13 protein-coding genes are annotated in these 12,028 nt (G+C 75.5%); 9 read left to right on the top strand and 4 right to left on the bottom strand.

Features of this window, described 5'->3' with window-relative positions; genetic code table 11:
* The first annotated feature begins 9 nt into the window (after positions 1 to 9).
* From AB0H75_RS46855 to AB0H75_RS46825, 7 genes are all read left to right on the top strand, one after another.
* On the top strand, positions 10 to 1,326 hold the full coding sequence (locus AB0H75_RS46855; protein ID WP_367807921.1) for a sugar ABC transporter substrate-binding protein: 1,317 nt from the start codon (positions 10 to 12) through the stop codon (positions 1,324 to 1,326).
* Positions 1,323 to 2,336: an ADP-ribosylglycohydrolase family protein gene (locus tag AB0H75_RS46850; protein ID WP_367807919.1), complete on the top strand. Its 1,014-nt coding sequence runs from the start codon at positions 1,323 to 1,325 to the stop codon at positions 2,334 to 2,336. The genes AB0H75_RS46855 and AB0H75_RS46850 overlap by 4 nt, the downstream gene beginning before the upstream one ends.
* 5 nt (positions 2,337 to 2,341) lie before the next feature.
* Positions 2,342 to 3,322, top strand: a complete 981-nt coding sequence (locus AB0H75_RS46845) for an ADP-ribosylglycohydrolase family protein (protein WP_367807917.1) — start codon at positions 2,342 to 2,344, stop codon at positions 3,320 to 3,322.
* Entirely contained in the window at positions 3,319 to 4,458 is a 1,140-nt protein-coding gene (locus AB0H75_RS46840) for an ADP-ribosylglycohydrolase family protein (RefSeq protein WP_367807915.1), read from the top strand. The genes AB0H75_RS46845 and AB0H75_RS46840 overlap by 4 nt, the downstream gene beginning before the upstream one ends.
* Complete coding sequence (locus AB0H75_RS46835; RefSeq protein WP_367807913.1) at positions 4,455 to 5,792, top strand: ADP-ribosylglycohydrolase family protein; 1,338 nt, start codon at positions 4,455 to 4,457, stop codon at positions 5,790 to 5,792. The genes AB0H75_RS46840 and AB0H75_RS46835 overlap by 4 nt, the downstream gene beginning before the upstream one ends.
* Entirely contained in the window at positions 5,789 to 6,673 is an 885-nt protein-coding gene (rbsK, locus tag AB0H75_RS46830; RefSeq protein ID WP_367807911.1) for a ribokinase, read from the top strand. Before AB0H75_RS46835 ends, rbsK begins: the two co-directional genes overlap by 4 nt.
* Positions 6,674 to 6,784: 111 nt before the next feature.
* Positions 6,785 to 6,991 carry a hypothetical protein gene (locus AB0H75_RS46825; RefSeq protein WP_367807909.1) on the top strand — a complete coding sequence of 69 codons (207 nt, stop codon included), beginning with the start codon at positions 6,785 to 6,787 and terminating at the stop codon, positions 6,989 to 6,991.
* A 36-nt stretch (positions 6,992 to 7,027) separates the two neighbouring features.
* On the opposite strand, the gene AB0H75_RS46820 is transcribed toward AB0H75_RS46825, so the two are convergent.
* The gene (locus AB0H75_RS46820) at positions 7,028 to 7,741 is read right to left on the bottom strand and encodes a FadR/GntR family transcriptional regulator (RefSeq protein ID WP_367807907.1); all 714 of its coding nucleotides are present in this window, start codon (positions 7,739 to 7,741) and stop codon (positions 7,028 to 7,030) included.
* A gap of 176 nt (positions 7,742 to 7,917) precedes the next feature.
* Between AB0H75_RS46820 and leuA the strand changes: the two genes are divergently transcribed.
* Complete coding sequence (leuA, locus tag AB0H75_RS46815; RefSeq protein WP_367807905.1) at positions 7,918 to 9,756, top strand: 2-isopropylmalate synthase; 1,839 nt, start codon at positions 7,918 to 7,920, stop codon at positions 9,754 to 9,756.
* On the opposite strand, the gene AB0H75_RS46810 is transcribed toward leuA, so the two are convergent.
* Both AB0H75_RS46810 and pyrF read right to left on the bottom strand, forming a co-directional pair.
* Positions 9,728 to 10,153 carry an SRPBCC family protein gene (locus AB0H75_RS46810; protein ID WP_367807903.1) on the bottom strand — a complete coding sequence of 142 codons (426 nt, stop codon included), beginning with the start codon at positions 10,151 to 10,153 and terminating at the stop codon, positions 9,728 to 9,730. The two genes, leuA and AB0H75_RS46810, sit on opposite strands and share 29 nt — an antisense overlap.
* On the bottom strand, positions 10,150 to 10,974 hold the full coding sequence (gene pyrF / locus AB0H75_RS46805; protein WP_367807901.1) for an orotidine-5'-phosphate decarboxylase: 825 nt from the start codon (positions 10,972 to 10,974) through the stop codon (positions 10,150 to 10,152). The genes AB0H75_RS46810 and pyrF overlap by 4 nt, the downstream gene beginning before the upstream one ends.
* A 125-nt stretch (positions 10,975 to 11,099) precedes the next feature.
* Between pyrF and AB0H75_RS46800 the strand changes: the two genes are divergently transcribed.
* Positions 11,100 to 11,576: a DUF2283 domain-containing protein gene (locus tag AB0H75_RS46800; RefSeq protein ID WP_367807899.1), complete on the top strand. Its 477-nt coding sequence runs from the start codon at positions 11,100 to 11,102 to the stop codon at positions 11,574 to 11,576.
* 88 nt (positions 11,577 to 11,664) lie between these two features.
* On the opposite strand, the gene AB0H75_RS46795 is transcribed toward AB0H75_RS46800, so the two are convergent.
* Positions 11,665 to 12,024, bottom strand: a complete 360-nt coding sequence (locus AB0H75_RS46795) for a hypothetical protein (protein ID WP_367807897.1) — start codon at positions 12,022 to 12,024, stop codon at positions 11,665 to 11,667.
* Positions 12,025 to 12,028: the final 4 nt, after the last annotated feature.

Raw genomic sequence — 12,028 nt, 5'->3', positions numbered from 1 at the left:
GAGGCTCACATGCGTATCAGGTCCGCTCTGGCGGCGGCCGCCATCGTGGCGCTCGCCGGCGCGTGCGGCAGCGGGGGAGGTGGCGGCGGGTCCTCCTCGTCGTCGTCCTCCTCCGGCGAGCCGGTCAAGATCAATTTCCTCAGCCTGGCGTGGCAGAAGGAATCCGTCGCCGCGAACAAGCAGATCGTGGACGAGTGGAACAAGGCCAACCCGAACATCCAGGTCACCTACGTCCAGGGGAGCTGGGACAACGTCAACGACCAGCTCGTCACCCAGTTCGCCGGCGGCACCGCGCCCGACGTCATCCACAACGACTCGCCCGCGCTGTCCGGCTTCGCCGCCGACGGCTACCTGCTCGACCTCAAGGACAAGGTGCCCGCCGAGCTGAAGAGCGACATCCCGCAGGCGGCCTGGGACACCGTCACCTTCGGCGACGGCAAGGGCGGCCAGGGCGTCTACGGCGTGCCGTTCCTGCAGGAGTCGCAGGTCATCATCGCCAACAAGAAGCTGCTGGACGCCTCCGGGGCCCGCGTTCCCACCCCCGACGACCCGTGGACGTGGGACGAGTTCTCCGCGGCGGCCAAGAAGATGACCAAGGGTGACACGTTCGGCGTCGCCTGGGCCATGAAGTCGCCGGTCAACAAGACCCTCAACCTGGCGCTCAACTTCGGCGGCACGTTCTTCCAGACCGCCGACGGCAAGACCACCGTCAAGGTCGGCCCGCAGGAGCGCGAGGTGCTCCAGCGCATCCACGACCAGCTCTGGACCGACAAGTCCGCCGACCCGGCCGCGCTCGGCCAGGGCACCGCCGACCCGCTGCCGGCCTTCTACAAGGGCAAGTTCGCGATGCTGCCGGCCGGGGTGTTCCTGCGCCAGCAGGTCGCCGAGCAGGCGCCCGACGGCTTCGAGTGGGTCACCCTGCCCGGCCCGAAGGGCACCAGCGCCCAGCAGGGCGCGGTCTCGCAGACGTTGTCCGTCGCCCAGGACAGCAAGCACCCGGACGAGGCGCTGAAGTTCATCGCCTACTTCCTCAACGGGGCCAACCAGGCCAAGCTCGCCAAGGGCGACTGGCTGCTGCCGACCTCCCAGACGGCCGCCGCCGACCCGGCGATGACCACCAAGGAGAACGGCTGGGACGTGGCCACCGCCTCCGCCAAGAACCTCGTCGTGGCGCCGTTCCTCAAGGTGAACGGGTTCGACGAGTGGAAGACCAAGGTCGCCACGCCGGTGCTGCAGGAGTACTTCGGCAACAAGATCACCCTCGACGAGGCGGCCAAGCGGCTCGTCGAGCAGGGCAACGCGGTGCTGGAGCGGTACCAGCGGTGACCTCCTACCGGGATCGGGCCCGGGGGTGCCTGCTCGGCCTGGCGGCCGGCGACGCCCTCGGGGCCCCCGCCGAGAACCTCACCCCCGCCGAGATCCGGCGGCGGTGGGGGCGGCTCACCGAGATCGAGGGCGGGGGCACCGACGACACCGAGTACGCCGTCTTCGCCGCCTCCCTGCTGCGGCGGCACGGCCACGGGCTGACCGCCGCGCTGGTGGCCGCCGCCTACCGCGACGAGATCATCCCGCGGGTGACCGGGCCGATGCGCGGCGCCGGCTTCTCCGAGCTGGGCACCATCGAAGCGCTTCGACGCGGCCTGGAGCCGCCGCTGACCGGGCGGGTGCACTCCCACGGCTGGTCGGACGGGCTGGCCATGCGCGCCGCCCCGTACGGGATCTTCTGCCCGGGCGACCCGGCGGAGGCGGCCCGGCTGGTGGAGCAGGACGGGCTGGTGAGCGGGTCCGGCGAGGGCATACTCGGCGGGCGCGCGGTCGCCGGCGCCGTGGCCGCCGCCATGACCGGCGCCGCGCCCGAGGACGTGGTGCGCGCCGCGCTGTCGGTCGTCCCGGACGACTCGTGGACCGCGCGCGCCGTCCGCCGCGCCCGCGACGTCGTCACCCGCGCCCCGCAGGGCGGGACGACCGGACCGGCCGGGGAGGACGGGCTGGTGGAGGCGCTGCACGAGGCCGTGGTCGTGCGGCACTACCCGTGGACCGACCTCGCGCCGGAGGCCGTCGCCCTGGCGCTGGCGGCGTTCCTGGCGGGCGGCGGCGAGGTGGAGGCGGCGGTGACGTTCGCGGTGAGCCTCGGCAGGGACGCCGACACCATCGGCGCCATCGCCGGCGCGGTCAGCGGCGCCCTGCGGGGCGAGGCCGGCGTGCCCGCCCGCTGGGCCGCCAGGATCGCCCCCGTCACCGGCACGTGCCTGCCGGTGGTGGCGGGCAGGCACGTCCTGGACGCCGCCGACGAACTCGCCGACGGACTCGCCGACGAACTGGTGGAAGGACGGTAGACGCCATGTCGGGGGACAGGATCAGGGGGGACAGGATCAGGGGGGCCGTCATCGGGCTGGCCGTCGGTGACGCCGCGGGCTGGCCCGCGAGCCGCCACCGCGCGGCCCTGCACGCCCCCTGGAGCAGGCGGCTCCACCGCGAGCTGGACGCCTTCGCCGAGGAGCACCGGGTCACCACGCTGCCGGTGCCGTTCGCGCTCAACCAGCCGACCGCGCCCCTGGCCGCCGGCCCGTCGGACGACGCCGAATGGCTCGCCTGGACGCTGCTGACCGCCGACCGGCCCCGCGCGGCGGCCTTCCGCGAGCTGGCCGGCCAGGACGTGCGGGCGCGCATCTCGGTGCGGACCGCGCTGGACAACCTGGCCAGGGGCGTCGAGCCGCCCGCGTCCGGGCACGACAACCCGCACCACTTCGACGACGCCGCCGCGGTCCGGGCGGTCGCGTTCGGGGTCCTGGGGAGGGACCCCGAGGACGACGCCCTGGTCACCAACGCCGGCGACGGCGTGCTCGGCGCGCGGGCGATGGCCGCCGCCGTGGCCGCGGCCGTGGCGGGCGGCGACGTGACCCGGGCGGTGGCGGCGGCGCTGGAGCACCTGCCCGCCGACACCGCCATCGGGCACAACGCCCGCGCGGCGCTGTCGGCGGCCGAGCGGGCGGGCGACGCGTTCGCCGCCGTGCCCGCCCTGGACGCGGCGCTGCTCGACCACGTCTACAGCTACGGCGTGGGCGCCGCCCAGACAGTGCCCGCGGCGCTGGCCCTGGCCGTGGCCGCCGGCGGCGACCTGACCAGGGCCGTGCCCGCGGCGGCCTGCCTGGCCGCGCTGGCCGACTCGGCACCCGCGCTGACCGGCGCGCTCACGGGGGCCTGCGGCGGCTTCGAGGCGATCCCGGAGGGGTGGACCGCCTCGGCCCGTACGCTGGCCGGTTGTTGCCTGCCGCACCTGGCGGGCCAGGATCTCATCGACCTTACGGAGGAAAGAGCATGACGCCGCTTGAGGACAGGGCGACCGGCTGCGTGGCGGGGGCGGCGGTCGGCGACGCGCTGGGCGGCGCCACCGAGGGCTGGACGCCGGAGCAGATCGTCGCGCGTTACGGCGGGCGGGTCGAGGGGATCGTGCCGCCGTACAACGAGGACTGGCGCAACGCCCGCCCGATCGCCCCGTACCACAAGGGCGACGGCCACATCACCGACGACACCCTCATGACGCACGCGCTGATCCGCGTCTACGAGAAGGCCGGCCGCCACCTCGACGCCTACGCCGTGGCCGAGCACCTCGTGCCCGAGCTGATGGGCGAGCGGCGCTGGATCCCCGAGCTGGAGGCCGAGGCGCTGCCGTTGCAGCGCGTCTTCCTGGCCGAGAAGTGGATCGTGGCCCGGCTGCACTACGGCCACGTCGATCCGCGCGAGGCCGGCGTCGGCAACATCGTCAACTGCGGCGCCGCCATGTACGTCGCGCCCGTCGGCGTCGTCAACGCCGCCGACCCCGACGCCGCCTACGCCGAGGCCATCGACCTGACCGGCGCCCACCAGTCCAGCTACGGCCGGGAGGCGGCCGGCGTCATGGCCGCCGCCGTCGCCGAGGCGATGCGGCCGGGCGCCACCGCCGACTCCGTGGTGGCCGCCTGCCTGCGCCTGGCCAAGGACGGCACCAGGGCCGCCATCGAGGCGGTCTGCGAGGCCGCCGCCGGGCTCGGCCACTGGGAGGGCTCGTTCGAGACGCTGCGGGCCGCGATGCGCCCCTACGACACGGTCGCCGACACCTACCGCGACCAGGGCCTCGGCGCGCGGCGGCCGAGCCGCGTGCACAGCATCGAGGAGCTGCCGCTGGCGCTCGCCTTCCTGGTGATCGCCAAGGGTGACTACCGGGACACCGTGCTGGGCGGCGTCAACTACGGGCGCGACGCCGACTCCATCGCCTCCATGGGCGGCGCCATCGCGGGCGCGCTCGGCGGGCTCCAGGCCGTGCCGGCGGAATGGGTGCGGCGGGTGGGGGCGGCCAGCCGTACCGACCTGGTCGCCCCCGGCCGCGCCATCGCCGCGGTCGCGCGCCGGGTGCGCGCCGCCGACGCCGAGCGGCGGCGGGCCGCCGAGGCCGCCTTCGCCGAGCTGGAGCACGCGTGATCCGCCTGACCTGGGTCCAGCCCGAGGACCTGGTCGGGCACGAGCTGCGCCAGGCCGCCGAGGACGGCCGCGACCCCGCCCGGGTGCGGGGGATCGCCGGGCGCTGGCACGCGGCCGGCGGGCACGACGCCCCGCCGCGCGCCGGCGCCTCCGAACCGGGCGCGGCCCGGCTGCGCGGCCTGGCCGGGGAGCTGCTGGACGAGCTGGCCGCGATTCCGTCCCTCCTCGACGAGCCGTCGGAGCTGGACGCGATCGTCGCCGCCTGCCCCCGCTGGCCCGCCGCCCGGCCGGGCGGGAAGGCCGACCCCGAGCGGGTGCTGGCGGCCTGGCAGGGGCGGGCGGCCGGCTGCGTGCTCGGCAAACCGGTGGAGAAGATCCCGCGGGCGGGCATCAGGGAGATCGCCGAGGCCACCGGCAACTGGCCGATCCGCGGCTGGTTCACCGCGCGGGGCCTGCCGGACGACGTCGCCCGCCGCTGGCCGTGGAACCGGCGCAGCGCCGCCAACTCCCTGGCCGAGAACGTGGACGGCGTCCCCGAGGACGACGACCTCAACTACCCGCTGCTGGCCCTGTCCGTGCTGGAGCGGCACGGCCGCGGCTTCACCACCGAGGACGTGGCCAGGCTGTGGCTGGACGAGCTGCCGGCCGGGCGCACGTTCACCGCCGAGCGGGTGGCGTACCGCAACCTGCTGGACGGCGTCGAGCCGCCGGCGACCGCGTGCCTGCGCAACCCGTTCAGGGAGTGGATCGGCGCGTTCATCAGGGCGGACGTCTACGGCTGGGTCAACCCGGGCGACCCGGCCACGGCCGCCGCGTACGCCTGGCGCGACGCCCGGCTCACCCACACCGCGAACGGCCTCTACGGCGCCATGTTCGCCGCCGCGATGTGCGCGGCCTCGCTGGTCGCCGGGAGCGCGGAGGAGGTCGTCGAGGCGGGGCTGTCGGTGGTGCCGGCGGGCTCGCGCCTGCACGAGGCCGTGCGCCTGGCGATCGCCGACGCCTCCCGCGAGGAGGACTTCGAGCGCGTCGTGGACCGGCTGCACGAGCGGCACGGCGCGCTGCACTGGGTGCACACCGTCCACAACGCGGCCCTCGTCGCCGCGGCCCTGGTCCACGGGCGGGGCGACTTCACCGCCACGATCGCCGGAGCGGTGGCCGCCGGCTGGGACACCGACTCGGCGGGCGCCACGGCAGGGTCGATCGCGGGCGCGCTGGCCGGGAGCGTGCCGGAGCGGTGGCGCCTGCGCGACAGCCTGGCCAGCAGCCTGACCGGGTTCGACGGGGTGAGCCTCGTGGAGCTGGCGGGCCGTACTCGGGAGATGATGCAGCCATGATCTCGGTTTTCGGCAGCGCCAACATGGACCTCGTCGCCTACGTCTCCCGGGCCCCCGGGCGGGGCGAGACGGTCACCGGTCACCGTTTCCGCACCGTGCCCGGCGGCAAGGGCGCCAACCAGGCCGTCGCCGCCGCCCGGGCCGGGGCGCGGGTGGCGTTCCTGGGGGCGGTCGGCGACGACGGGTTCGGGGCCGAGCTGCGCGACACGCTGGCCGCGGCCGGGGTGGACGTGCGCGGCCTGCGCCGGGTGCCGGGCCCGAGCGGCATCGCGCACATCGTCGTGGACGACGACGGCGGCAACTCGATCATCGTCGTCCCCGGCGCGAACGGCACCGTCACCGGCCTCACGGACGACGACCGGGCGGCCGTCGCCGGCTCCGAGGCGCTGCTGCTCCAGCTCGAACTGCCGATGCCGGCCGTGGTGGCCGCCGCCCGGGCCGGGCGGGCCGCCGGCGTGCCGGTCGTCCTCACCCCCGCCCCCGCCCAGCCGCTGCCGGACGAGCTGCTGGACGCGGTCACCATGATCGTCCCCAACGAGCACGAGGCCGCCGCCATCACCGGCGCCACCGGCCCGGACGCCGCCCTGGACGCCCTGCTCGACCGGGTCGGCGAAGCCGTGATCACGCTCGGCTCGGCGGGCGCGCTGTACGGGTCGCGGTCGGGGGAGCGGCTGCGGGTGCCCGCGGTCGAGGTCAAGGCGGTGGACACGACGGCCGCCGGGGACACGTTCGTGGGCGCTCTGGCCGTGGCCCGCGCCGAAGGCCGCCCCGTCGCCGAGTCCCTGCGCTTCGCCGCCGCCGCGGCGGCGCTGTCGGTGCAACGCGAGGGCGCCAGCACCTCGATGCCCACCCGCGAGGAAATCGACCACTCCCTCGCCTGACGTCCCCGTCCGGGTCGATGCCGCCGCCCGGCAGGTGCCAGGGCGGCGGGTCCTCCGGCCGGACGTCGTCCCCGGACGGTAGCAAGGCCCCGCGTCGGGCAGGGGACGGCCATGAGTGAGAAGCCCGATGAGCTGCCGGAGGCCGTCGGAGGGGTGAACGGGGAGAGCGACGTGGTGGCCGAGCGCTCCGGCGCCGGCACGCCGAGGACGCGCCGCCCGGTCTCCGCCGACCCGCCGGAGGAGATGGACGCGCCCGAGCCGGAGGACCCGGACCCCGACGAGGACGTCACCCGCCCCGACATCGGCCCCACCGGCTGACCCGCCCCGCACCCACCCGGCCCGCCCCGCGCCCTCTCACGCCTGATCGGCGGAGGCGTCCGGGCGGGGGCGGAGGTGGGTGAGCGTGTGTTCGAGCTCGGCCCGCAGGACGGCCTCGGCGGCCGCGCCGTCGCCGCGCCGGACGGCGTCCACCAGGGCGGCGTGCGTGGCGTGCCCCGGGTCGGGGTCGCGGGCGCGCAGCCCCAGCAGCTCCACCAGGTCGATCAGCCGTTCCCGCAGCACCGGGGCGAACTCGGCGAACAGGTCCGCCAGCACCGGGTTGCCGGCCGCCGCCACGACGGCCGCGTGCAGCGCGATGTCGGCGTCCACGAAGGCGGCGTCATCGCCGGCGGCCGCCGCGTGCCGGGCCGCCAGGGCGGCCTCCAGCGCCGCCACGTCCTCCTCGGTCCGCCGCTCGGCCGCCAGCCGGGCGGCCTGGGTCTCGACCATCACGCGGACCTCGTACACGTCGGTGATCGCGGCCCGCCGCAGCCGGGCCGGCCAGTCCTCGGCGGGCTCGGTCGCGATGACGTACACCCCCGACCCCTGGCGGGCCTGCACCAGGCCCGCCCCCGCGAGCGCCCGCAGCGCCTCGCGGACCGTGGAGCGGCCGACGCCGAGCGCCTTGGCCAGGGCGTTCTCGCCGGGCAGGCGGGTGCCGACCGGCCACTCGCCCCGGGTGATCTGCTCCCGCAGGTGCTCGGTGGCCTGTTCGACGAGCGGGCTGGGGCGGAGGGCGCCGAGCGGCATCGAAACCTCTCAGGTTGTCTGAGGACCTGTGTTGTGGTTAGTGTAGCGCCCATGACGTCGTACGGTCTCCTCCTCGGCCGCCGCGGCGGGGCCTGACCGGACCGGCACCCCGTCGCGGTGGCCCGAGCGTGCCGGTCTTCCCCCATTGGAGACGGACGACAAGGAACACGACCGACATGTACCTATGGAACCGGCAACGCCCCAGCACGATGCCGTCCTACCGCTACCGCCCCGCCCACGAGCGCGTCGAGGTGCCCCTCGCCGGCGAGCGCGCCTGGCCCGCCAACCGGATCACGCAGGCGCCGCTCTGGGTGCCGGTGGACCTGCGCGACGGCAACCAGGCCCTGGCCGAGCCGATGGACCCGGCCCGCAAGCGCACGATGTTCGACCTGCTGGTGCGCATGGGGTTCAAGGAGATCGAGGTCGGCTACCCGTCCTCCAGCCAGCTGGACTTCGACTTCGTCCGCGAGCTGGCCGCGCCGGGCGCGCTGCCCGAGGACGTGACGCCCGTGGTCTTCACCGCCGCCCGCCAGGACCTCATCGAGCGCACCTTCGCCGCCATCGCCGGCATGCCGCGCGCGGTCGTCCACCTCTACACCGCCACCGCGCCCACCTGGCGCGAGATCGTGCTCGGCCACGGCCGCGACGAGCTGCGCGCCCTCATCAGGGCCGCCGCCGAGCGGATCGCCCGGCTCGCCGAGGGCCGGCCGGACGTGCGCTTCGAGTTCTCCCCCGAGGTCTTCAACCTCACCGAGCCCGACTACGCGCTGGAGGTGTGCAACGACCTGACCGCCCTGTGGGACGCCTCGCCCGACCGCCCGGTGATCCACAACCTGCCCGCCACGGTCGAGGTCGCCACGCCCAACGTGTACGCCGACCAGATCGAGTACATGCACCGCCACCTCGACCGCAGGGACGCCGTGATCCTGTCCGTGCACCCGCACAACGACCGCGGCACCGGCGTGGCCTGCGCCGAGCTGGCCGTGCTGGCGGGGGCGCAGCGGGTGGAGGGCTGCCTGTTCGGCAACGGCGAACGCACCGGCAACGTGGACCTGGTGACGCTCGCGCTCAACCTGCACACCCAGGGCGTCGACCCGATGATCGACTTCTCCGACCTCGACGGGATCCGGCGCACGGTCGAGCACTGCAACCGCCTGCCGGTCCACGACCGGCACCCGTACGCGGGCGACCTCGTCCACACCGCCTTCTCCGGCACCCACCAGGACGCCATCGGCAAGGGCCTGGCCCACCACGCCGAGCGCGCCGCCGAGCTGGGCGTGCCGCCGGAGCGGGCGCCGTGGGAGGTGCCGTACCTGCCGATCGACCCGGCCGACGTGGGCCGCGGTTACCAGGCGGTGATCCGGGTCAACAGCCAGTCGGGCAAGGGCGGCATCGCGTACCTGCTGCGTAGCCGCTACGGCCTGGAGCTGCCGCGCCGCCTGCAGATCGACTTCGCGGCGGTCGTGCAGCGGGCCACGGACGGCAGCGGCGAGGAGATCACGGCCGAGGAGCTGTGGGAGCTGTTCCACGCCGCCTACGTCGCCCCCGGCGAGGCCGGCACGTTCGCCGAGTGGACGACCGCGCAGGCCGGGCCGGGCACGCACACGTTCACCGGCACGCTGCGCTCCGGCCGCCGCCTGCACGGCACCGGCAACGGGCCGCTGTCGGCGCTGACCGCCGCCCTGGCCGCCGACGGCCTCGACGTGGAGATCCTCGGCTACGCCGAGCACGCGCTGGGGGCGGAGGCGGGCAGCGAGGCCGTCGCCTACGTCGAGGCGCGCACCGGCGGCGTGACCCGCTGGGGCGTGGCCCGGGACACCTCGGTCCTGACCGCGTCGGTCCACGCGGTGCTGTCCGCGGTCAACCGCGCCCTGACCCCGGACGACCCGACCCCGGACGACCAGGCCGCCGTCGGCGAGGCTCCTGGCGGCCAGGCTCCGGGCGGCGAGACCCCGGACGGCGAGGCGGTCCGGGGGCTGGGGCTCCTCACGGCGGGTCCTCGCAGCGGCGCTTGAGGCTGAGCGCCTCGGTGCGCACGTAGCGGCGGGTGCGGGCGCCGGTCAGCAGGGCGAGGACCGGCGCCAGCAGCCCCGACCGGGTGATGGACAGCACGACCTCGGCCCCGCCGCGCCCGCCCGGCTCGACGGCGTGCCCGGCCGCGATCGTCACGCCGGCCGCGACGGTCTCCCAGACGAACGACCGGCCCGGCGTCAGGGCCGTCACCAGCCAGTCGAGGACCGGCATCGCGGGCTGCTCGATGCGCACCCGGCAGCCGACCGCGAGCGGCCCGTCGTCCAGCATCCGCACGCCGGTCACCGTCGGGGTGAACTCCGGCCAGCGCGTCACGTCCGTCATCGTCCGCCAGACCAGCTCGGCCGGGGCGTCCACGGCGAGGCGCGTGCGGAAGCTCATCGCCGGGCCGCCGCTTCGGGCGTCAGATGCGCCAGGCACTCGTCGCGGTAGTGGAGGGTGCGGCCGCGCAGTCGCTTGGGGTCGGCCAGCACGGCCCGCGACACCGACGGCAGGACGGCGTGCCGCACCGGCGCGAACAGCCGGGCCACGTCGGCGGGCGTGGCGCCCTGCGCGCCCAGGCCCGGCGCCAGGATCGGCCCGTTGAGCCCGGTCAGCGGATGCTCCACCTCGGCCAGCGTGGCGCCGATCACGACCCCGACCGGCCCGAACGGCGCGTGCCCCGCGTTCACCTCGGCCGCGCCCGCCAGCACCTGCCCGGCCACGAGCCGCTGCAGATCGGCCGCCTCCGGGTTGGAGGTGCGCGCCAGCACGAACACGCCGGCGTCGTTGGCCACCGCCGAGGCGATCGCGCCCTCCAGCGACCCGAACCCCAGATAGGGGCTCAGCGTCACGGCGTCGGCGGCCAGCGGGCTGCCCCGGTCGAGGTACGCCTCGGCGTAGGCGGCCATCGTGCTGCCGATGTCGCCCCGCTTGACGTCCAGCAGCACCAGCGTGCCCGCTTCCCGCAGGTCGGCGATGGTGCGCTCAAGGACGGCGACGCCGCGGCTGCCCCACCGCTCGAAGAAGGCCGACTGCGGCTTGACCACCGCCGCCACCTCCGCCACGGCCTCCACGACGGTCCGGCTGAAGTGTTCGAGACCGGACGGCGAGTCGTCCAGCCCCCAGGCTCCGAGCAGCGCCGGGCTCGGATCGATGCCCACGCACAGTGGTCCGCACGCGTCGAGCCTGGCTCGCAGGCGCGCCCCGAACGACTCGTTCATGTCGACGAACTCCTTCGCACGGCTACGCGGCCGACCCTACGGGACCGGCCGCTCGGCTGAACAGGAGACCGGCCGTTCCCGTTCGCCAGTCTTCCCGGACGGGCGGCCGGGGTAAGGCAGCAGACATGTACGAGATCGCCCATCGGGTGCTGACGCTGCGCGGCGATCCGCCCCAGGACGTGGTCGTCACGGTCGGCATGCCGTACGAGGAGCCGACGGGGGAGTGGTCGTGCCCTTACCGGATCGACGGGCTCGACGGGTGGGAGCACGATCGGAAGGTCACGGGGCTCGACTCGCTGGGCGCGGTCGAGCTGGCGATGGCCATGGTACGGGCCGCCGTGACCGGCTCGCACGAGGCCAAGGAAGGGCGCCTGAGCTGGGAGGACGTGCCGTCCGGGCCGCGCGCCCAGACCGTGTACGTCACCTGGGACCGGGAGAACGACCTGGCCTACATCGCGATGAAGCACGAGATCATCCCCGGCGAGGCCGTACGCCAGGTGGTGGCCGAGGACGTCGTCCTCGACTACGGCGAGCAGGGGCGGCTGCTGGGCGTGGAGCTGATGAACGCGGACGTCCGGCTGCCCACCGAGATGCGCATGTGAGCCCGCCGCCCGCCGCTCACCGGCCGCGCGCCCGCTGTCCGTGGCCCGCCGCTCACCGGCCACGCGCCCACTGTCCGTGGCCCGTCGCTCAGCCGGACGTCAGCCAGCGCCAGCGGGGCAGCTCCAGCACCACGGTGACCACGGCCAGCACGGTCACCAGCGCGGCGACCGCCGCGTGCCAGGCCGCCCACGCCGCCGCCACGGCGGCCACGAGCTGCAGCACGACCAGCGCGATCGTGACGTACCCGGGGACGGCGACGATCACGTTCCGCTTGTCGCCGGGGGTGGAGAACACCGTCGGCAGCCCGATCAGCACCACCACCGACAGCACCGCCAGCAGGACGGAGTGCGGGGCCAGCGCCCACGGGGTCGCCACCCAGGCGACCAGCTCGGTGGCGAAACGGAAGGCGGAGGCCGGACGGTCGTCGGGGCGGGGGTCGGAGGGCACGCGC

The organism is Nonomuraea sp. NPDC050783, assembly GCF_040802095.1.
Taxonomy (GTDB): domain Bacteria; phylum Actinomycetota; class Actinomycetes; order Streptosporangiales; family Streptosporangiaceae; genus Nonomuraea.
The sequence above is the reverse complement of the archived record's forward strand: the minus strand, read 5'-3'. Positions and strand labels throughout refer to the sequence as shown.

Bases quoted from the DNA above. Each gene is read 5' to 3' on its own strand.
- AB0H75_RS46855 (WP_367807921.1), top strand. From the start codon at position 10: ATGCGTATCAGGTCCGCTCTGGCGGCGGCCGCCATCGTGGCGCTCGCC.
- AB0H75_RS46845 (WP_367807917.1), top strand. From the start codon at position 2,342: ATGTCGGGGGACAGGATCAGGGGGGACAGGATCAGGGGGGCCGTCATC.
- AB0H75_RS46840 (WP_367807915.1), top strand. From the start codon at position 3,319: ATGACGCCGCTTGAGGACAGGGCGACCGGCTGCGTGGCGGGGGCGGCG.
- rbsK (WP_367807911.1), top strand. From the start codon at position 5,789: ATGATCTCGGTTTTCGGCAGCGCCAACATGGACCTCGTCGCCTACGTC.
- AB0H75_RS46825 (WP_367807909.1), top strand. From the start codon at position 6,785: ATGAGTGAGAAGCCCGATGAGCTGCCGGAGGCCGTCGGAGGGGTGAAC.
- AB0H75_RS46820 (WP_367807907.1), bottom strand. From the start codon at position 7,741: ATGCCGCTCGGCGCCCTCCGCCCCAGCCCGCTCGTCGAACAGGCCACC.
- leuA (WP_367807905.1), top strand. From the start codon at position 7,918: ATGTACCTATGGAACCGGCAACGCCCCAGCACGATGCCGTCCTACCGC.
- AB0H75_RS46810 (WP_367807903.1), bottom strand. From the start codon at position 10,153: ATGAGCTTCCGCACGCGCCTCGCCGTGGACGCCCCGGCCGAGCTGGTC.
- pyrF (WP_367807901.1), bottom strand. From the start codon at position 10,974: ATGAACGAGTCGTTCGGGGCGCGCCTGCGAGCCAGGCTCGACGCGTGC.
- AB0H75_RS46800 (WP_367807899.1), top strand. From the start codon at position 11,100: ATGTACGAGATCGCCCATCGGGTGCTGACGCTGCGCGGCGATCCGCCC.